We start from the raw sequence: 20,440 nt of genomic DNA, 5'->3' as shown, positions 1-20,440 counted from the left end.
TCCCGAGGTGGGAATAAGCGCCTGCACCGCATTTGTAGGTGCGACTTCAGTCGCACGCCACGCGTGGATGGCCGACTGAAGTCGGCCCTACGCAAACCAATACTTGCGCTATCCTGCGCCCAGATAAATCAGGCATTCACCCCATGTCCACAGACCCGTCCCGCTCCACCTCGCAGCTGCTCACCGCGCGCCGTTTCGGCCCGCTGTTTGCCACGCAGTTCTGCGGCGCCTTCAATGACAATCTGTTCAAGAACGCGCTGATCCTGCTGGTCGCCTTCAAGACCGGCAAGGTCATGGGCATGGAACCGGCGATGATCGTGCAGCTGGCGGCCGGTCTGTTCATCCTGCCCTTCTTCCTGTTCTCGGCGATGGCCGGGCAGGTCGCCGACAAGTACGACAAAGCGCGTCTGATCCGCATCATCAAAGCCATCGAAATCGGCATCGCCACGCTCGCCACCTTCGGTTTCGCGACGGCGCATGGCGAACTGCTGCTGGCGGCGCTGTTCATGATGGGTCTGCATTCGACCTTCTTCGGTCCGCTCAAATATTCGATCCTGCCGCAGCATCTGCACGAAGACGAACTCGTCGCTGGTAACGCCTGGGTGGAAAGCGCCACCTTCGTCGCCATCCTCGCTGGCTCGTTGCTGGCCGGTGTGCTGATGAGCATCAAGCCGGATGGTGCGATCTATGCCGGCGTCGCTTGTGTTCTGATCGCCATCGCCGGCTATCTGACCAGTCGCGGCATTCCGGATGCGCCGCCCTCGGCGCCCGATTTGCGTGTGAACCTGAATCCGCTGACCGAGACCTGGCGCAACATCCGCCTCGTCTATCGGAACCGCACCGTCTTCCATTCGACCATGGGCATCTCGTGGTTCTGGTTTTACGGTGCGCTGTTCCTGACCCAGTTCGCGCCCTTCGTGAAGGACGTGCTGGGCGGCAACGAGATGATGGTCACCGCCCTGCTCGGCACCTTCATCGTCGGCATCGCACTCGGCGCCTTCCTGTGCGAACGCCTGTCGGGCAAGCACGTGGAAATCGGTCTGGTGCCGCTCGGCTCCATCGGCCTTAGCCTGGCCGGCGTCGACCTGTGGCTGGCCAGCCCGAGCGGCGTGCCGGCGCCCACCGATCTGATGGCCTTCGTCAGCCATCTGGCGAACTGGCGCATCCTTGCCGATCTGCTGCTGATCGGCGTAGCCGGTGGCTTCTTCACCGTGCCGCTGTATGCGCTGATCCAGCAACGCTCGGAGCCCGGCGAGCGCTCGCGCGTGATTGCCGCCAACAACATCCTCAACGCCGCCTTCATGGTCGCCTCGGCCGGTTTTGCTGCACTGGCCCTGAGCCACGGCCTGTCGATTCCGCAAATCTTCCTCGCCACCGCCATCATGAACGCCGCCGTGGCCGTGTATATCTACGGGCTCGTGCCGGAGTTCCTGATCCGCTGCATCGTCTGGGTCTTGATCAAAACGGTATATCGTCTGCGCGCCAGCGGCCTCGAACACGTACCGGAACAAGGAAGCGCGCTAATCGTCTGCAACCACCCCAGCTTCATCGACGCGCTGATCATCTCGGCCATGTGTCGCCGCCCGATCCGCTGGGTGGCGGACTACAACATGTACGCCAAGCCGGGCCTGAACTACTTTTTCCGCACCATCGGCGCGATTCCGATGGCCGCTGCGCGCGAAGATCGCAGCGTGCTGATCGCCGCCTACGACAAGATCGCCGCCACGCTGGAAGCCGGCGAGCTGATCGGCATCTTCCCCGAAGGCCGCGTCACCGACACGGGCGAGATTGAAGCCTTCAAGGGTGGCGTCAGCAAAATCCTCAAACGCAATCCGGTGCCGGTCGTGCCGATGGCGCTGCGCGGCATGTGGGGCAGCTTCTTCTCGCGCAAGGATGGCGCAGCCATGAGCAAACCGCTGCGCCGGGGCTTCTTCAACCACATCGAATTGATCGTTTCTGCGCCGGTATCGCCCGAGAATCTCACGCCTGTGGCACTGCACGACATCGTGCAGGGGCTACGCGGTGATCAACAGTAGGCAGTCGAAGAGCCGCTTCCAGCGGGCGTCTACAGCCGCCTTGCCCGCACATGCAAGCGGGGAGGGACTCTTCAGCGGCACTGTGAATTGTGTCCCGCGGCGCTGCCCACCGGGGCGAAGATCCTCGCAAAGAAAGCCGACTGCTGCCATTCTGACAAGGTATTGACCTCAGACTTCAGGCTTGCCAACCATCACCAGCCCATGCGCCCGCGACTCCTCATCCTCCGCAGAATCCTTGTCTTGTTCGCCCTGCAGCTTGCCGCAGTCGGCGCAGTGGGCGCGGAAGATCTGGTTCGTCTGGCGCGACGCGAAGCAGCCCAGATGACCACGCCCTTTACGGAAACGGTACTCCTGGAAGCCCTGCGGCGCAGCGAAGCGCGTTATGGACCGTGGAAAATCGAACACGTGCAGCATCCGATGGCACGCGCCCGCCTGCTCGAAGATCTGCTTAACGACCATGACGTGAATGTCGTCATCGCCGCCAGCCAGCTGGACTGGGAAGAGCAGACCTTGCCCATCTGGATTCCGGTGGATATGGGGCTCTCCGGTCTGCGCATCGGCCTCATTCGTCAGGGGGCCCAGGCCCGATTTTCCAAGGTAAATTCACTCGACGATCTAAGCCAGCTGCGGCTCGGCGTCGGGCTTGGCTGGTCCTCGCGCAAAGTGATGGAAGCCAACGGCCTGCAACTTGAATTTGCCGCGAATCAGGAGGCTCTCGTGCGCATGTTGCTGGCCCAACGGCTGGATTATTTCCCGCGCAGCATCAGCGAAGCCTTTATCGAACATGCCGATTTCTCGCGCCAATATCCCGAACTGGCCATCGAAAGTGGTCTGCTGCTCGATATGCCGCTGCCGACTTACATCTTCGTTTCGCCCAAATATCCCAAGCTGGCCGAACGCATCACGCTCGGCATGGAGAAGCTGGTTCGCGACGGCAGCCTGCAAAAAATGGTGATTCGCGCTCATGAGGACATTCTCGCCAAGGCGAAACTGTGTGGACGGAAAATGATTCACATCCCCAATCCTCTACTTTCATCCCTTCACCCCCTGAAGCGATCAGAGCTGTGGTTCGACCCCTACGCCCCCGGCGGATTGTGCCAGGCAACTTTCCCTGCCGGCCGTGAAAAGAAGCGCAAGTGATCCGGGCTGGGCGCCGGCGCAGGCTTGTGTCCGGCCAGGACGCCTGACGATCGCCGACTATTGATTGGGCACGCAAATAGTGACGCGTGCCGGTCGTAGGGCCGACTTCAGTCGGCCAGCCGAGCATGGCGTGCGACTGAAGTCGCACCTACGTTTCAAACTTGAATCGGGCCGAATCAATAAAGCCGACTTTCAAGCGTTTCCGCCCGCTCACGCAAGCTCTGCAACAGCGCATCGAGTTCATCCGCAAGGGCCAGCATACGTTCGGCCACATCCGGCCGACCTTCACGCGCACTCAGGTCAGCCTGCACGGCGGCGGCCGACAAGGCGCCCGCCTCCACACTACCCGCCAGGGAGGTGAGGGAATGCGAAATCCGGCTCGCACTCTCCAGATCTTGCTGCGCCACCAGCGCGCGTAGTTTTTCCGGCGTTGCGCCATGCGTGTCGAGCAGGATACCCAGCAATTTTTCCGCGAATGCGGAGCGCCCCTTGTAGCGTTCAAGCAAGGCATTCCAGTCAATCAGGGCCTTGGGCTCGGACACTGTCGGGCCGAGCGGCGGGGCTTTTGCCTCGGCGGCAAGGCCGCTGTGGGTGTGCTTGCGCAAGGTTTCGATGAGCAGCCCTTCGTCGATCGGCTTGGTCACATGCGCCAGCATCCCTGCGGCAAGACAACGCTCGCGCTCCTCGCGCATGGCATGCGCGGTCAGGCCAATCACGGGCAAACCAGGAAAACTGGCAGTCACCAGACGCGCCAGCTCGTAGCCATCCATGACCGGCATCTGTATATCCGTCAGGACGACATCGAAGGCCTGCGCGCCTTGCTGCGTGAGCATATCGAGCGCGATGCGGCCGTTTTCGGCAAAAACCACCTCTGCACCATGAAACTTGAGCAGGTCGTCGAGCACCACACGATTGAACTCGACATCCTCTGCCGCCAGCACCCGCAGCCCCGGCAAGCCCGGCCCTTGATTCAAGGGCAGATACGAAGCCCGGTCCTGCTCTGCGGGAGTCTCTTCCAGCAACAGCCTCAGCGTAAACACGCTGCCCAGTCCTTCCGTGCTTTCCACCAGAATCTCACTGCCCATCTGCTTCGCCAGACTCTGGCTGATCCCCAGCCCCAGACCTGAGCCGCCGTAGCGCCGCGTCGTGGAACTGTCCGCCTGTTCAAAAGGACGAAACAAGCGCGAGAGCTGCTCTGCATTCATGCCGATACCGCTATCGCTCACCCGGAAACAAACGTGTTGTTCAGCGTAAGTCACAGCCAGGGAGATTTCGCCCTTTTCGGTGAATTTCACCGCATTCGACAGCAGGTTGAGCAGGATCTGCTCGATGCGCAACTGATCGCCCATCACCCAGCCCGGCAGATCGGGGGCCAGTTGGCTGCTGAGCATCAAACCCTTGGCCCGGGCACGTTCGCGCACCAGATCCAGACTCTTGTAAATGCTTGAAACGAATTCGAAGGGATGCGGATCAATCACTACTTTGCCGGCTTCAAGCTTGGAAAAATCCAGAATCTCGTTGATCACCCCGAGCAAGTGTTCGCCGGCCTCAAGAATCTGCTGCGCCTGCACCCCGGCCTTGCGCCCGTGGCTCTCGCGCATGACGCTGCGCGCCAGCCCCAGCACGGCATTCAGTGGGGTACGGATCTCATGACTCATATTGGCCACAAAAGCGCTCTTGGCACGATTGGCCAATTCAGCCGCATCCTTCGCCTCGGCGAGCTGGGCGGTACGCTGCGTCACGGTTTGCTCGAGTTCTGAGCGATGCCGCTGATCCGCCTCGTACACCGCCTGCTCGGCCTGTTTGCGCTCAATGATGGTGGAACGGAAACGATGCATCGCACTGATCATCCGCCCGAACTCATCCGTCCGGCCTTCCGCTGGCAGCGCTGCGCCGACATTGCCAGCGGCCAGCTGATCCAGCCCTTCGGCAATCTGGTTCAGTGGCCGGGTCGAAGAACGAAACATCCACAATGCTGCAGCCGCCGTAACCAGCGCCATCAGCAAACCGCCAGCGCCGGTTTCAAGCATGCTGCGATACAGGCCGGCATCCAGCGAGCTGCGTGAAAACGACAGCTCAATGCGGCCGACTTCGCGCTGCTGACGCGGTGTCGAATACACGATGTTGCGTGTCACCGAGAGCAGGACCTCGCCGCCGGGAACCTGCTCGCCACGATCCATCACCACGGTTCCGGCACTGTCGATGACCTTCACCCTGCGCACATCGGCATGCGATTCAAGCGCCTGCACCCCGGCACTCACCGCCATTTCGTTGTACTCGTACATCGGATGCGCCAGCGATTCAGCCAGCAGATCCGCGAGACGCGCCGCGCGGGCCTTCTGCTCCTGCTCGTAGACTTGGGCGTTGCGCAGGAAAAGGATGCCGCTATAGAGCGACACCGCCAGCATGATGCCGCCCATGATGGCCACCATCATGCGCAGACGGAAGCTGCCTTCCCACTGATCCACGAATCGTTTGAAAAACCCCGTCACTGACACTCCAGAAAGCTCATCAGACATACAGAGCCTAAATGAATGGCTGGGTATTTGAAAGCCAAGACTGACGGGCATTTACGTCCGATGAAAGGCAATAACTTCGAACGGCGAGAGCCGGTTTGTGCCGTCCTGTGGGCTTTGCCCTGAAGGCAGTCATGCCATTCGCGCACAAGCGCGTGGGAAATAGCGATGCGGATAGGGCTGCTGCAGAGCGAGGCGGCGTGCGCCTCTCCGGCCGCCTCCAGCAACAGTTATTTACTCAGGCGCTTTTTCCGGTACGCACCATCCATGCTCCCCACAGCACGTTCGGCGCAGGCACTCGCGCAATTGCGGGTGCTGACTTCCAGATCGTCGCCGGCAAATTTCAGCGTCGCCGAGCAGGATTCGCTCTTGTCCGGCGAAGTGTAGGTGGCTCGCTCGGCATCAATCATCGCTAGCTTGCCTTCAAGGCCGCAAGTGGTCGGAAAACCGCCCTGTCCGGTAACCGAGTTGATCGAAAAATCGACACTCTGGCCTTTCTGACGGATCACAACCTCACCGTTCTGCTTGGTGTATTTGCCGCTGACGTCGGCCTGCGCAGTCGCGGCAAACGAGAGCAAACCGATCACGAAAATTGCTTTCACAGACTTCTCCTCCGGAATTGATCTGGCCCGATACTCGGGCTCCACGGCAAGGGGCCGGGCTACTCCGAGCGATGACTCTTTACGCTGAATTGCTGCACGCGCAGCTTGCCGTCAAAGACGCGCCACAGGAAAGCACGATCCGACCGCAGGCGCAGATGCCGCAGGGCGACATTCTACTCTGCGGCAGGGTTGCACCCGCACCGACCGACAAGCTGAACTTTTCGTCACATTCAAACCTGCCTGAAGAGCCTCTCCTGACGGACTTCTTCAAGCAGCCATGCTGTACAGCCACGCCCCGTGCGGCTCTGCGACTTGATGCCTCGCAGACACAGGTCAGAAGAGGCTCTTCATGGCAGCGACTTTTGCTGCGCTGCGTGCTAGGGTTCGACCTGCGAACTATCCTCCTCAGTCCGGCCGCCCGGCCACATAAAAAAGCTTCCGATGAAAATTTCCTACGCCATGCTGGCGCTGCTGCTGGCTTTCCTGAACGCCATCGGCCCGTTTTCGATTGACGCCTATCTGCCAGCCTTCCCAGCGATGCAGGCGGATCTGGCGACCGATGCGGTGGCCATGCAGCAATCGCTCACCGCCTACATGTTGCCCTTCTCGATCATGATGTTGTGGCACGGCGCGATCTCCGATGCGCTGGGGCGCAAGCGGGTCATCGTAGCAGGCCTGATCCTGTTCAGCCTGGCGTCGCTGGTCTGCGTGTTTGCGCCGAATGTGCATGTGCTGATCATTGGCCGCGCCTTGCAAGGCCTGTCTGCTGGCGCCGGCGTGATCGTCGGCCGCGCCATCGTGCGCGATCTGTTTGACGGGCCGGCCGCGCAGCGCCTGATGTCGCACATCGCGATGGTCTTCGCCATATCGCCGGCGATTGCGCCAATTCTTGGCGGGGCGCTGGGCGAATGGTTTGGCTGGCGCGCGATCTTCGTGTTCCTGAGCGTGCTGGCCCTGGCGCAGTTGGTGATGACCCTGCGTTTCCTGCCCGAAACCCTGCCCGTAGAGAAACGCCAATCACTGCATCCGGCCCACATGCTCGCCGGCTATGTGCAGATCCTCGGCAACCCGGCTTTCGTGCTGATGGCGCTGACCATGTCTTTCTTCTTCGCCGGCTTCTTCCTGTATGTGATGTCGGCGCCAGTGTTCCTGATGCAACATCTGAAGCTCGGCCCGACCGAGTTTGGCTGGCTCTTCGTGCCCCTGGTGACCGGCATGATCAGCGGCTCGCTACTCGCCGTGCGCCTGTCGCATCGCCTCAAGCCGGCCGCCATCATCCGTGTTGCCTTCTGCATCTCGGCCACGGCCGCCATCCTGAATCTGCTGGCCAACTGGCTGCTGCCGGATCTGATCATCACGCGCATTCCACAACTGACGATCCACACCCTGGCGCTGAATCTGGCCTTCCCGAGCATGACCCTGATGGCCCTGGACATGTTCCCGGATCGGCGCGGCATGGCCGCCAGCTGTCAGGGCTTCATCCATACGCTGACCATGGCCATCGGCGCCGGCGTGATTTCGCCACTGCTGTGGGACACGACGCGCCACCTGGCGCTGGGAATGGCTGCGTCATGGCTGCTAGCGCTCGGCTGTTACCTGCTGAACCGACGGGTGCTGCGCAAACAGACGATCTGATTCCGGGACTACAATCCGCCTATTCACTTCACTCCGGCCATTGCCACCATGAAAAAACTCGTCCTCGCCTCAGGCAACCTCGGCAAGCTGCGTGAATTTCAGGCCCTCCTCGCCCCGCTGGGCTGGGACGTGATCCCGCAGGCAGAATTGAGCGTACCGGAGGCGGACGAGCCGCACTGCACTTTCATCGAAAACGCTTTGGCCAAGGCGCGCCACGCCGCCGCCTACACCGGCCTGCCGGCACTGGCCGATGATTCAGGCATCTGCGTCAGCGCCCTGCTCGGCGCACCGGGCGTGCATTCCGCACGCTTTGCCGGCGCACCGAAATCGGACGAGCGCAACAACGCCCTGTTGGTCGAAAAGCTGATTGGCGAAGAAGACCGGCGGGCGCATTACGTCTGCGTGCTGGCCTTCGTGCGTAATGCCGAAGACCCGCAACCCATCATCGCCGAAGGCGAATGGCATGGTCACATCATCGACACCCCGCGCGGCGCGGATGGCTTCGGCTACGACCCCTATTTCTACCTGCCGCAAATGGAGCAGACCGCCGCCGAACTGGAGCCCGCGCTGAAGAACACCCTGAGCCATCGCGGCAGCGCCTTTCGCCAGCTGCTGGCACGTTTGCAACTGGAGAGCTGAGACCCGCCATGGCCGATCACACCGCCCTGCTGGCTGATTGCCGCACCGAGTTCGCGGCCGCGTTGGTCGCTGCTGTGGCCGAGATCGGCATCCGCAGCCCGGCACTGGTCGATACGCTGAGCCGCCACGCCGGCCGCGCTTTCGACGAGCTGGCGGGCCTGCACAATCAGGAAGAATTCAAGAAGCTGCGCAGCATGACGGCGTCACGCATCAGCCTGGTGCACCCGGAAGATATGGATCTGACGGTGGCGTTGATCAATCTGAGCCACAGCCTGGCGGATGCCTGCGACCGCGAACTACCGCGTCTGCATCTGCTGTTCATGCGCCTGCTGGATCAGGACAACTCGACCCCCGAGCAACTGCCGGTCGGCCCCGAGGCCGTCTGCATCGCGCTGCGCGCCATGTGCGACGAGGGCGAACTGGTTGGCGAAGCACGCCTGGAGTTGCCGGGCCGGGTCGAAGTCCATCTGGTCAAGGCGCTACGCGATCTGTACACCCGGCTTACGGACACGCTGCAAACGGAAGGCGTGGCGCCGCAGTCCCTGCTGCGATCCGGTGGCGACGGCCCACAAGCAGGCTATGCCTCGCCAGGCCACTCCCAGAGCGACTCTTCCGGCATGGGCTATGGAGAGGCAGGCCAGGCCTCGCTCTCCGAAGAACGCGTGTCGGACAATCCCCTCGGCCGCCTGCAGGGCGCACTGCTGCGCCGGCGCGGTGGCGGTGGCGGTGGCGGTGGCGGTGGCGGTGGCGGTGGATATGGTGGTGGCGGGGGCCTGCAGATCGACCCGAGTCTGCTTGCAGCCATCATGGAACGTGTCTTCATCTGGCTCAACGAACGCCAGCAAACGGCCGCCGCCCAGCCTTATGGCGACAGCGGCCCGGCGACCAACTTCGCCGAGCTCAACAGCCTGCTGCCGGCGGATAACAATGCCGCACTGGATGCCATCGGCCTGTCTTTCGATGTACTGGCGACCGACCCCGAACTGTGCGCCTCGATCAAACCGAGTCTGGAGCGCCTGCGTCTGCCGCTCTCCAAGCTGGCCCTGCTGGATGCCGGCGTACTCACCGACCCGCAACACCCGGCGCGGCAGCTGCTCGACGTGTTGTTGCGACTGGCCATGAGCCTGCCACCGACCGCACTGCCGGATCATCCGGTGTGCCGAGCCATCGAGACTGCGGCGCACGCGGTACAGCGCGATTTCGAACGCGAGGCAGAGGTCTTCGCGAAAGCCAGCGCACCGCTCGAAGCACTGGATGCCGCCCGCCGCGACAATCTGACCCGGCGCAGCGTGGCCCTGCTGGCTCTGGCCGACAGCGAAGCACGCCGCGAACATTCGCGCAGCCGCGCGGCACGGGCGATTCGCGCGCTGTGCGCGGGCGATGTCCCGGTGCCGGTACGCGCCTTTCTCGAACAACTGTGGGTCCGCGTGCTGGCTGCCATTCATCAGCATGCCGGCGAGAAGTCAGAGCCCTGGTTCCGCGCCCTGACCACTGCCAACCAACTGGTGGACAGCGTGCAGCCCAAGGCCGATGCCGCAGCGCGACAACAACTGGTCGCCAGCCTGCCGAAAATGATCGCCCAGCTGCGCGCCGGGCTGGATGCCATCGGCACGCCAGAGAAGCTGCGCGAGCGCGCCTTCCAGAGCTTTGTGGAATGCCACACGGCCGTCATGCAGGGCAAGCCGCCGGCGATTAGCGAGGTGGACAAACTCGAAATCGCCAGCGCGCCGCGCATTGAAACCGTTCCTGACACCCCCGGCATGTACGTTGTGCGTCTGGCGCCGGAGTTCGAGGCCGAACGCGCGCTGCCGGAGTGGATCAATGCCCTGGCCGCCGGCAGCTGGCTGCAGCTGAGCCTGCCCGATGCCGACCCGCGCCGCCTGTGCGTGGGCTGGACCGGCGGCACTCCGCGCCTGCTGCTGGCGGCCGATCCAGACAGCGATTTCACCCTCCTCTTCCCGCAACGCTGGCTGCAAGCCCGCGCCGTAGACAAAGCTGCGACGCCCTTGTTGCCCGATGGCGTGTTCGAACGCGCTGCCGAAGCCGCCATCGCCCGCTATCATTGAAGTACTTATCCCACTGCGGGAGCACATCATGAAAAACACCCACCGTCTGAGCCTGCTTGCCACCATCCTGAGCCTTGCGTGCGGCCTTGCCCTGGCGCAAAAACTCGAACCCCTGCCCGAGCCGCCGCCCCCTCCGCCCAGCGGCCTGCCCGACATCGGCGGCGTCGAACCGGAAGTCACCATCCGCAACCGGGGCAATGATCGCTACGAGGAATACCGCGTACATGGCCAGCTCTACATGATCAAGATCACCCCGCGCATCGGCAAACCCTATTACCTCGTTTCGAAAGAACGCAACGGCAAGTTCGAACGCTTCAACGACCTCGACAAGGGCTTCGTCATGCCTCAGTGGGTGCTGCTGAGCTGGTAAGACCAATCCAGCGTGACGTGCAGGAGTCTAGTTCAGGCGCACGCCACTCTGGATTGACTGATTGAAGTCCGCTGTGCACAAGTAGCAACCCGGCGCGATCTCCGGTTTATGTCCGCGTCTGTGGCGCAGAGCATGCCTGGAACCCGCATCAGACGCACTTCCACAGCCACCCTGCCATGGAAGCCGCGCCCATGTTTTATCTCCGGCATGGCATGCTGAAGAGCCACGCCCACAGCGGCTCTTCAGCACCCTGAAAGATCTGCTGCGAATACAAAGCCGGACGCCAGACCTTAATCATCGTTCAAGGAAAAAACATGCGCGTGTTTCTGGTAGTTGGGGCGTGGATGCTCGGAGTTTTGGCGGTACTGGCGCTGGCCGGATTCATCCTGTGGTCCAACTATGGACGTGAATACGTCGATGCCATTCAAACCGCCGCTCAGGAAGGCGCCGCGATCGGCAAGTCAAAAGACGACGGCAGCTGTTACGCGCTGACACTGGACAAGTTGAAGGCATGCGACAGCTTCAAATGCACGCTGGAAACGAAAACTTTTGCCTCCAGTTGCTTTCGCAGTACCCGCGTCCAGACCGGATTCTGCGAGGACGTTCCGCGCATCTCCAATGTCGTCAAATACCTGAGCTGGCTGGGCGACACCTGCGAGGAAGCCGCCCCGGACAACGACAATTGCGGCAAAGTGCTGGAAGAAGTTGTGAAATACTGCTCGTCCCGGAGCCACTGAAGTTTCCGCAGCGCGGCCAGGCTCAAAGAGCCGCGTGACATTTTCCCCTCCGCCCCCAGACGAACACCATGACTATCGACGCCCGCCCCGTCCGCGACTATCTGCTCAGCCTGCAGCACAACATCGTCAGCGCCCTGGAAGCCTTCGATGGTCAGGCTTTTTTTGAAGACCGCTGGCAACGACCAGAGGGCGGCGAAGGCATCACCCGCGTAATCGAAGGTGGCCATTTCTTCGAGCGCGGCGGGGTGAATTTCTCCCACGTTTTCGGCGACAAACTGCCGCCCTCCGCCACCGCCAATCGGCCGGATCTGACCGGCGCGGGCTTCGAAGCCATGGGCGTGTCGCTGGTGCTGCACCCGCGCAACCCGCATTGCCCGACGGTGCACATGAATGTGCGTTTCTTCATCGCGCGGCCGAAGGACGAGACCCTCTCTGCACCCCAAGACACTCCAGCGCAGGCACGGTCGGGCGATTTTCCGGGAGCGAGCCAAGGCGCTGCCGAGGAGGCGACGAGACAGGCCATGGACGGCCGGCGAGGAGCCCCCGCAGGCAGCAACGCAGGCGCAGCCCCGGAAAATCGCCCGACCTGGTGGTTCGGTGGCGGCATGGACCTGACGCCTTACTACGGCGTCGAGGAGGACGCCCGCAACTTCCACACCACCTGCAAGCAGGCCGTCGAGCCCTTCGGCCCCGAGCTGCACCCGCGCTTCAAGGCTTGGTGCGACAAGTACTTCTTCCTCAAGCATCGCAACGAGGCGCGCGGCGTCGGCGGCCTGTTCTTCGACGATTTCAACGAACTCGGTTTTGACGACAGCTTCGCCCTGATCCGCAATGTCGGCGACGCCTTTCTCAAGGCCTACCTGCCGATCATCGAAGCCCGTCGCGACAGGCCTTACGGCGAGCGCGAACGCGACTTCCAGGCCTATCGGCGCGGCCGTTACGTGGAATTCAATCTGGTCTGGGATCGCGGCACGCTGTTCGGCCTGCAATCGGGCGGGCGCACCGAATCGATCCTGATGTCCATGCCGCCGGAAGTAAAATGGCGCTACGACTGGCAGCCCGAGCCGGGCAGCGCAGAAGCCAAGCTGTACACCGATTTCCTGCCACCGCGCGACTGGATCTGAACCGATGAGTAGCCAAAGCCCACGCCGCAATCTGGCCAAAGAACTCGCCGCAGCCGCAGCCGCTTACCAGAGCGCAGCCGTCATCCCGCATTGCCCCAGCTGCGCAGCGCCCTGCTGCAAGCTCGACAAGCTCGTGCTTGAACTCGACTGGGCGCAGACCAAGGGGCTGTGGCGCTTGGAAGAATCACGCAAGGAGTTCGACAAACGCCTTGCCGCAGGCCGTGGCCCGATCGAAATCCGCCCGGCCAATGGCCTCTACTACGCCCACAGCCGCCCCTGCCCGGCCTTTGATGCAAGCTGCGGCTGCACGGTCTACACGACGCCCCTCAAACCCGTGGGCTGCAGCGACTTCCCGGTATATGAAGACGAAGGCCGCATCACCGCCGACCTGCGCTGCGAAGCCGTGGATCTTGAGGCGCTGAAGGCTACGATTAGCAACACGCTCGGGCCGGATGCCCGTATCCGGCAGTCCGCCGACAAGGAGTTCCCGTTTCTGGTGACGCTGACTGTAAAGCGGTAAATCGCCAAGATCAGATTTGCAGCGTCCGCGTTGCGAAATCCACCAGCGTGACGGCTTCAAACGAGCATTCCTCCATGCCCATCCCCCCGCGAAAATTCATCATGTCGCTGAGCATCCTGCTGATCCTGACGCTTGTCGCCGCCGTCCTTCTCCTCCGGGCATCGCCAGAAAAACCGGGCCAGAACCTGCCACACACCGAGGCGCCAAGCATCCCCGCAGAGTGGCCGACGATACAGGCGCTACTCGAGCAGAACGCCCTGCCCGCCATCCACATCAAACTGCTCAAAGACAAACCGACGCGCGCCAGCCAATCCAGATTTGGCGGCCAAGCCTGGTGGCCAGCAGGCAAGCCCTACCCGACCGGCAAAGACGGCCAGCCGCTGGTCTTTCTGGCGCAAATCAATTTTTCGGAGCTGGATGGCAAGCTCGCCGATTACCCGAGCACGGGGCTGTTGCAATTCTTTATCGGCAACGATGATTTGTATGGCATGGATTTCATTGACCAGACGCTCCCCCTCGAACGCTATCTGGCCATGAAAAAGAATTTCGCCGTGATCTATCACCGCGAAATCAATGAGTCCGCACCTGGAGCCATACCGGGTGCTGCAGCAAAACCGGATGAGCTTCTCCCGCACCGCGGCGAAACGGCAATCGCCCTCTCGCTGGGCCGCGACATCGCCAACCCGTCGGACTACCGCTTCAGGAAAATCCTGGCGCCACTTGGCGACTTGAGCGAAGCCAGTGAAGAGTACGCCTTCGAAACACTCAGCCAGTCGCCCACCCACAAACTTGGAGGCTACGCCGCCTTCACTCAGGAGGATCCCCGTGGCTATGCAGCCAGCGGCGAAGAATGGCAGCTGCTATTTCAGATCGATACCGATTCGAACGATCATTTCGAGGTCATGTGGGGCGACGTGGGCATCGCGAATTTCTTCATTCGCAAAGCGGACTTGAAGACGCTGGATTTTGACAAGGTCTGGTACAACTGGGATTGCCACTGAACACCCCGACGTACAACCCGTCCGTCTCAATGCCCCGCAAAATCCACCAGCGTAAACAGCTTCAGGCCGGAGTCGCGTAGCAGCTTCGATCCGCCCAGCTCCGGCAGATCAACAATCGCCGCGCCTTCCACCACCGTGGCGCCGAGGCGTTCCAGCAGCTTTTTGCCGGCCATCATGGTGCCGCCGGTGGCGATCAGGTCGTCGATCAGCAACACGCGGTCGCCACTCTTGCAGGCGTCGGCGTGCAGCTCGACGGTGGCGCTGCCGTACTCCAGCTCGTACTCCTCGGCAATCGTGGTGTAGGGCAGCTTGCCCTTCTTGCGGATCGGCACGAAACCCACGTTCAGCTCGTAGGCCACAATCGACCCGATGATGAAGCCGCGCGCATCCAGCCCGGCCACCACGTCGATCTTCTGGTGCATGTAGCGCAGCACGAAATGCTGAACCAGCACGCGCAGCGCGGCCGGATCCTGCAGCAGCGGGGTGATGTCACGGAATTGCACGCCGGGCTGGGGCCAGTCGGCTACGGTGCGGATATGGTCACGCAGGTCATTCGGGTCAAGCAGCATGGCGGTATCCTGAACGATGGGTTGCCGCATTCTAGCCGCCCGGCTGCAGCAACGCCGGCTGCTATACTTTCCTACTGATCGGGCACAGACCCGGCAACCCTTAATCGACCCTGTAGAGACCATGAAAAAGCCCATTTCGCATCATCTCGAAGCCTTCCTCTTCGGCAGCCGCTGGCTGCAAGCCCCGCTCTACCTCGGCCTGGTCTTCGCCCAGGGCGTGTATGTCTTCAAGTTCCTGCAGGAGCTGATTCACCTGGTCGGCGGCGCGAACTCGATGACTGAAGTGGATATCATGCTCATCGTGCTGGGCCTGATCGACGTAGTGATGGTCGCCAACCTGCTGATCATGGTCACCGTCGGCGGCTATCAGACTTTCGTCTCCAAACTGGATCTGGACGAGCATCCCGACCAGCCGGAATGGCTCTCACACGTGAACGCCGGGGTGCTGAAGGTGAAGCTGGCCACCGCGCTGATCGGCATCTCCTCGATCCACCTGCTCAAGACCTTCATCGAGGTAAGCAGCAAGATGGCCCAGGCCGGCGATCCTTTTTCCCTGAGCAAACTGGAGCACGGCGTGCTGATGCAGGTCGGAATTCATCTGACCTTTGTGGTGTCGGCGCTGGTGATGGCCTATACCGACCGCATCATGACCAGCACGCTGGTCGTCAGCAAACAGCTTGAACACTAAAGCAATTTGCACAAAACGCAGGGCCGACCCTTCGACAGGCTCAGGAGAGCCTTCAGTCGGCCACCCACGTTCGGAGTGCGACTGAAGTCGCACCTACGACAGCCCCACCAGCGCAAAGAGAGAGCCCATGACCACCACCATCAAGCAAGCCGACCTGATCGACAGCGTCGCCGCCGCCCTCCAGTACATCAGCTATTACCATCCCGTGGATTACATCAAGGGCCTGGCCCGCGCCTACGAACTGGAAGCCAGCCCGGCCGCCAAGGACGCGATGGCGCAGATCCTGATCAACTCGCGCATGTGCGCCGAAGGCCATCGCCCCATCTGTCAGGACACCGGCATCGTCACGGTCTTCCTCAAGGTCGGCATGGACGTGCGCTGGGAAGGTTTTTCCGGTTCGCTCGACGACGCCATCAACGCAGGCGTGCGCCGCGCCTATCTGCAACCGGACAACAAACTGCGCGCGTCCATCCTCGCCGACCCGGCCGGCAAACGCACGAACACCAAGGACAACACGCCGGCAGTGATCAACATGAGCATCGTGCCGGGCGACAAGGTCGACGTCACCGTCGCCGCCAAGGGCGGTGGCTCCGAGGCCAAGTCCAAGTTCGCCATGTTGAATCCCTCGGATTCCATCGTCGACTGGGTGCTCAAGACCGTACCGACCATGGGCGCCGGCTGGTGCCCGCCGGGCATGCTCGGCATCGGCATCGGCGGCACCGCCGAGAAGGCCATGCTGATGGCCAAGGAAGCGCTGATGGAGCCGATCGACATCCTCGATTTGATCGCCCGTGGCCCCAGCAATCGCGCCGAAGAACTGCGCATCGAGCTGTACGAAAAAGTGAATGCCCTTGGCATCGGCGCGCAAGGCCTCGGCGGCCTGACCACCGTGCTCGACGTCAAAGTCATCGACTACCCGACCCACGCCGCCAATCTGCCGGTGGCGATGATCCCGAACTGCGCCGCCACGCGCCACGCCCATTTCGTGCTGGACGGCAGCGGCCCGGTCTATCTCGATCCGCCGTCACTCGAAGACTGGCCAAGCCTGACCTATGATTCGTCCAAGGGCAAACGCGTGAATCTGGACACCGTGACGCGCGAGGAAGTCGCTAGCTGGAAACCCGGCGACGTGCTGCTCCTGAACGGCAAGATGCTCACCGGCCGCGACGCTGCACACAAGCGCATGACCGACATGCTCAACAAGGGCGAGAAACTGCCGGTGGATCTGGCCGGCAAGTTCATTTACTACGTCGGCCCGGTCGATCCGGTGCGCGACGAAGTCGTCGGCCCGGCCGGCCCCACCACCGCCACGCGCATGGACAAGTTCACCGAACAGGTGCTGGCGCAAACCGGTCTGCTCGGCATGATCGGCAAATCCGAGCGCGGCCCGGCCGGCATCGACGCCATCAAGAAACACCAGTCGGTGTACCTGATGGCCGTCGGCGGCGCCGCCTACCTCGTCTCCAAGGCAATCAAGGCCGCGCGCGTGCTGGCCTTCGAAGATCTGGGCATGGAAGCCATCTACGAATTCACCGTGCAGGACATGCCGGTGACCGTCGCCGTGGATTCCACCGGCATCTCGGTGCATGAGACCGGGCCGAAGGAATGGCAGACCCGGATCAGCCAGATCGGCATCAAAGTGGTCTGATCAAGATAAGCCCGCAGCGATGCGGGCTTTTTCTTGAATGGCTGGATAACCGCTCAGGGCGGGCATCTACAGACATACCATCCACAAACCCCTGCCTGACAAGGCTCTTCAGGCAGCATGCTTCAAAAACAAATCCAGGAGCGGCTCTCCAGCATGCAGTCACGCATTCATCCAGGTTTCCAGAAATCACTGCAGCGCCGCTTCATAACCATCTGGATTGCCGCCGCGCTGAGCATCAGCGGCGGCCTGTTGCTGCACAGACAGGGCTATCCGCTGCTGGGCTGGGTGCTGAGCGGCCTGTTCGGCATACTGGTACTGGGCGGCCTGCTTTACCTGAGCTGGCGCCTGCACCACGTCAAATGCCTGGAATGTGGCGGCAAGACCCGTACGCGCAAAGATGCAACGCGCACGCAATGGGTCGCGCAATGTGAGCAATGCCAGATCGAGTGGGATCTGCAGACCGGCGCCGGCGGCGACTGAACTGCTGCAAGGCAGGCTTGAGACTGGCAAAATTCAGCGCATGAAACACTTCGACTTCCGCCTCGACATCTCGCCCGAGCAATACCTGCCGTATTACCGCGGCCGGGTGACGCAGGTCGTGATCCGTCTGGCGGATGGCCATACCGTGAGTTTTCCGGCGAACCTGCTGCGCCAGTTCGTTCAGGCCGATGGCATTCGCGGTGACTTCACCCTGAGTTGTGACGAGCAGAACAAAGGCGCCACGCTGCAGCGCAAGAGCGGGCAATAAGGCGAGGCCTCAGCTGTCAGAACGATCAAGCCCCTGATTCGCCTTCAGATAAAAGACGAAGGCGGCCGCGGATATCACCGCCAGCACCAGTGCCATCTGCGTATAGCGACCGCCTTGATCCAGCAGCAGCGCGATCAGCATCGGAGCGCAGGCCTTGGCGAAGAAGGCGGGGGCGGCGATCTGCCCGTTGATGCGGCCGAACTGCTCGCGACCGAACAGCTCAACCGGCACCGTGCCGCGCACGATGGTCATCACGCCATTGGCGGCGCCGTAAATGATCACGAACAGCAGCGCCAGCACGCTCAGCTCGGCGGCCTGCCAGAGCAGAAACATCGCCAGCGTCGTCAGCGCAAAGCACGTCAGCCCGACCATTCTGGCCGAGAGTCGGCGCGCGACGCTGAATTCGAGGATACGGCCGGTGACCTGCAGCGGGCCGATCAGTGAGGCGATCCACACCGCCTGTGTCGCCTCGCCGGTGGCCGCACTGAGGGCACCAACCACATGGGCGCCGATGCCGGAAAACACGAAGGCATTCAGCGTGAAGGCGGCGGCTAGCAGGATCAGGCTGCGGCGCAGGGTCGGGGACAAGCCGGGCCTTGCCGGCTCGCTGGTGGAGTCGGTGCGTGGCGGCTTCGGGGGGATTTTGGGCAAGACCCAGCGATGCAGCGGGAAGCACAGCAGCAGGTGGAGAGCGGCGAAGCTCAGCAAGGCGGTGCGCCAGTCGAAGCTGCGTTCGAGCTGCCAGGCCAGTGGCCAGAAAGCCGTGGAGGCGAGGCCGCCGAAGAGGGTGAGTGCGGTCAGCGCGCGGCGATAGTGTGCGCCGGCAAGCTGGCTCAGCGCCGGAAAGGCGGCGTCATACAGGCAGCAGGCCATCGCAATGCCAGCGAGCAGCCAGCCCGCGAAGAACCAGGGCAGGCTCGGGGCCAGCGCGATCAGCGCCAGCGCGAGGGCAGCGAGCAGCGAGCCGGCGCACAGCACTGCGCGCCCGCCCAGACGATCGATGGCGCGCCCGGCGGCCGGGGCCGCCAGGCCCGAGGTGGCAAGGCTGACCGAGAAGGCGCCGAAGATCCAGCTGCAGCTGCAATCCAGACTCGCGGCCATCGCGCTGGCGAGTACGCTGATGCTGTAGTACAGGCTGCCCCAGCCGATGATCTGGGTGACGCCCAGCGCCGGCACGACATGCCACAGACGTGCCGGCGCGGCGCTCATTGCGGGTAATGCGCCGCGAACACCTGTCGCCCGCCGACCCAGGTGGCGCTGATGGCGGCATGCGCGCCCGGCTGGGCCACGCTGATCAGATCCGCGCGTTTGCCAACCGCGATCTCGCCACGATCGGTGAGCCCTGCGGCATGCGCCGGTCCCTTGCTTACCAGACGCACCGCTTCGTGCAGCGGAAAGCCTTCGCGCATGTGCAGGGCCTCGACTGCGGCGAGCATGGTGGCCGGGGCGTAGTCGGCACACAGGCAATCCGCCACGCCGGCGCGGATCGCGTCGATGGCGCGGATGTTGCCGGACTGGCTGCTGCCGCGCATCACGTTGGGGGCGCCGAAAATCGTGGACAGCCCGGCCGCGTGGGCGGCTTGCGCGGTTTCCAGATTGATCGGGAACTCGCTCATCGAGGCGCCGAGTTCCTTCATGGTGGTGACGCGCGCGTGGTCGTCATCGTCATGACTGGCAGTGGGTACGCCCAGCCTGCGGGCCTGCCCCATCACGGCGAGCACACGGTCGTCGGCGGTTTCGCGGGCCTGGCGCTTTTCCTCGGCAATCATCTCGGCCGCCTCGCGGCTGCTGCCGTGGTTGCCCATCATGTAGGCGACATAGGTTTCGAGGTGGCGGAACTGCCCCTGGCCGGGGGTGTGATCCATGATCGAGAGCAGATCCACGCCGCCTTCGTCCAGCAGGGTGGTGATGTAAGGCATGGCGGTAATGTCGGTGATCTCGTAGCGCACATGGATGCGGTTATCGACCAGCTCCTGCCGCTTGAAGGTCTTCAGCGCGCGCACCAGATCGCAGGCGGTGTCGTTGTTGCGCACGCCCCATTCGGCATGGGCGAAAGACAGGGCATGAAAGGGCGTGGTGATGCCCGCGGCGGCGTTGCGGCGGTCGATATTGAGGCAGGCGAAGTCATGCGGAAACAGCACCTTGGCACGCGGCTCGCACTCCTTTTCGATGGCGTCGCAATGCAGATCGATCATGCCCGGCATCAGCCATTGCCCTTGCAACGAGATCTCGCGCGCTCCGTTGCCGGATTCAGGATTGATGGCGCGGATGATGCCGTCTTCGATCAGCACGGAAGCGTCTTCCAGCACTTCGTCAGCGAGGACGACACGGGCGTGGGTCAGGTGAGTTTTCATGGGCAGATTCTCTGTTTGATGCTGCGGTCGAAGAGGCAGGTGAGCTA

General features: G+C 62.6%; 19 protein-coding genes. 14 read left to right on the top strand and 5 right to left on the bottom strand.

Going from position 1 to position 20,440, the window contains the following annotated elements:
* Window positions 1-143: 143 nt before the first annotated feature.
* Together ABXR19_RS11905 and ABXR19_RS11900 are read left to right on the top strand one after the other, a co-directional pair.
* Entirely contained in the window at window positions 144-2,036 is a 1,893-nt protein-coding gene (locus ABXR19_RS11905) for an MFS transporter (protein ID WP_354601354.1), read from the top strand.
* Window positions 2,037-2,276: 240 nt separating this feature from the next.
* Complete coding sequence (locus tag ABXR19_RS11900; protein ID WP_354601353.1) at window positions 2,277-3,176, top strand: substrate-binding periplasmic protein; 900 nt, start codon at window positions 2,277-2,279, stop codon at window positions 3,174-3,176.
* Window positions 3,177-3,352: 176 nt separating this feature from the next.
* Here ABXR19_RS11900 and ABXR19_RS11895 read toward each other — a convergent pair whose 3' ends face one another.
* Both ABXR19_RS11895 and ABXR19_RS11890 read right to left on the bottom strand, forming a co-directional pair.
* Window positions 3,353-5,668, bottom strand: coding sequence for a sensor histidine kinase (locus ABXR19_RS11895; RefSeq protein ID WP_354601352.1), 2,316 nt, complete (start codon window positions 5,666-5,668; stop codon window positions 3,353-3,355).
* 254 nt (window positions 5,669-5,922) lie between these two features.
* The gene (locus ABXR19_RS11890; RefSeq protein ID WP_354601351.1) at window positions 5,923-6,294 is read right to left on the bottom strand and encodes a hypothetical protein; all 372 of its coding nucleotides are present in this window, start codon (window positions 6,292-6,294) and stop codon (window positions 5,923-5,925) included.
* A 441-nt stretch (window positions 6,295-6,735) separates the two neighbouring features.
* Here ABXR19_RS11890 and ABXR19_RS11885 point away from each other — a divergent pair, with 441 nt between their 5' ends.
* From ABXR19_RS11885 to ABXR19_RS11850, 8 genes are all read left to right on the top strand, one after another.
* Entirely contained in the window at window positions 6,736-7,929 is a 1,194-nt protein-coding gene (locus ABXR19_RS11885; protein WP_354601350.1) for a multidrug effflux MFS transporter, read from the top strand.
* Window positions 7,930-7,977: 48 nt separating this feature from the next.
* Window positions 7,978-8,568, top strand: a complete 591-nt coding sequence (gene rdgB, locus ABXR19_RS11880) for an RdgB/HAM1 family non-canonical purine NTP pyrophosphatase (RefSeq protein WP_354601349.1) — start codon at window positions 7,978-7,980, stop codon at window positions 8,566-8,568.
* A gap of 8 nt (window positions 8,569-8,576) precedes the next feature.
* Window positions 8,577-10,634: a DUF1631 family protein gene (locus ABXR19_RS11875; protein ID WP_354601348.1), complete on the top strand. Its 2,058-nt coding sequence runs from the start codon at window positions 8,577-8,579 to the stop codon at window positions 10,632-10,634.
* Between the two features lie 28 nt (window positions 10,635-10,662).
* Window positions 10,663-11,004: a DUF2782 domain-containing protein gene (locus tag ABXR19_RS11870; RefSeq protein ID WP_354601347.1), complete on the top strand. Its 342-nt coding sequence runs from the start codon at window positions 10,663-10,665 to the stop codon at window positions 11,002-11,004.
* Between the two features lie 314 nt (window positions 11,005-11,318).
* Window positions 11,319-11,741 carry a hypothetical protein gene (locus ABXR19_RS11865; RefSeq protein ID WP_354601346.1) on the top strand — a complete coding sequence of 141 codons (423 nt, stop codon included), beginning with the start codon at window positions 11,319-11,321 and terminating at the stop codon, window positions 11,739-11,741.
* A gap of 68 nt (window positions 11,742-11,809) precedes the next feature.
* On the top strand, window positions 11,810-12,865 hold the full coding sequence (gene hemF, locus ABXR19_RS11860) for an oxygen-dependent coproporphyrinogen oxidase (protein WP_354601345.1): 1,056 nt from the start codon (window positions 11,810-11,812) through the stop codon (window positions 12,863-12,865).
* Between the two features lie 4 nt (window positions 12,866-12,869).
* Window positions 12,870-13,385, top strand: coding sequence for a hypothetical protein (locus ABXR19_RS11855; RefSeq protein WP_354601344.1), 516 nt, complete (start codon window positions 12,870-12,872; stop codon window positions 13,383-13,385).
* Window positions 13,386-13,459: 74 nt separating this feature from the next.
* The gene (locus ABXR19_RS11850; protein WP_354601343.1) at window positions 13,460-14,386 is read left to right on the top strand and encodes a YwqG family protein; all 927 of its coding nucleotides are present in this window, start codon (window positions 13,460-13,462) and stop codon (window positions 14,384-14,386) included.
* A gap of 26 nt (window positions 14,387-14,412) precedes the next feature.
* Here ABXR19_RS11850 and ABXR19_RS11845 read toward each other — a convergent pair whose 3' ends face one another.
* Entirely contained in the window at window positions 14,413-14,985 is a 573-nt protein-coding gene (locus ABXR19_RS11845) for an adenine phosphoribosyltransferase (protein ID WP_354601342.1), read from the bottom strand.
* Between the two features lie 91 nt (window positions 14,986-15,076).
* Between ABXR19_RS11845 and ABXR19_RS11840 the strand changes: the two genes are divergently transcribed.
* The 4 genes from ABXR19_RS11840 (at window position 15,077) to ABXR19_RS11825 (ending at window position 18,039) form a co-directional block, all read left to right on the top strand.
* Window positions 15,077-15,643, top strand: a complete 567-nt coding sequence (locus ABXR19_RS11840) for a TIGR00645 family protein (protein ID WP_354601341.1) — start codon at window positions 15,077-15,079, stop codon at window positions 15,641-15,643.
* A gap of 127 nt (window positions 15,644-15,770) precedes the next feature.
* A complete protein-coding gene (locus ABXR19_RS11835; protein ID WP_354601340.1) occupies window positions 15,771-17,291 on the top strand; it encodes a fumarate hydratase in 1,521 nt (506 codons plus the stop codon).
* 117 nt (window positions 17,292-17,408) lie between these two features.
* Window positions 17,409-17,771 carry a hypothetical protein gene (locus tag ABXR19_RS11830; RefSeq protein ID WP_354601339.1) on the top strand — a complete coding sequence of 121 codons (363 nt, stop codon included), beginning with the start codon at window positions 17,409-17,411 and terminating at the stop codon, window positions 17,769-17,771.
* A gap of 40 nt (window positions 17,772-17,811) precedes the next feature.
* Entirely contained in the window at window positions 17,812-18,039 is a 228-nt protein-coding gene (locus ABXR19_RS11825; RefSeq protein WP_354601338.1) for a DUF2835 family protein, read from the top strand.
* 9 nt (window positions 18,040-18,048) lie between these two features.
* On the opposite strand, the gene ABXR19_RS11820 is transcribed toward ABXR19_RS11825, so the two are convergent.
* Both ABXR19_RS11820 and ABXR19_RS11815 read right to left on the bottom strand, forming a co-directional pair.
* Window positions 18,049-19,248 (bottom strand): MFS transporter, encoded by a 1,200-nt coding sequence (locus tag ABXR19_RS11820; RefSeq protein ID WP_354601337.1) that lies wholly within the window; start codon window positions 19,246-19,248, stop codon window positions 18,049-18,051.
* Window positions 19,245-20,393, bottom strand: coding sequence for an alpha-D-ribose 1-methylphosphonate 5-triphosphate diphosphatase (locus tag ABXR19_RS11815; protein ID WP_354601336.1), 1,149 nt, complete (start codon window positions 20,391-20,393; stop codon window positions 19,245-19,247). The genes ABXR19_RS11820 and ABXR19_RS11815 overlap by 4 nt, the downstream gene beginning before the upstream one ends.
* Window positions 20,394-20,440 lie beyond the last annotated feature (47 nt).

Origin of the sequence: Uliginosibacterium flavum, from assembly GCF_040566545.1 — a bacterium.
Lineage (GTDB): Bacteria > Pseudomonadota > Gammaproteobacteria > Burkholderiales > Rhodocyclaceae > Uliginosibacterium > Uliginosibacterium flavum.
This window is presented reverse-complemented; position numbering and strand designations above follow the sequence as displayed.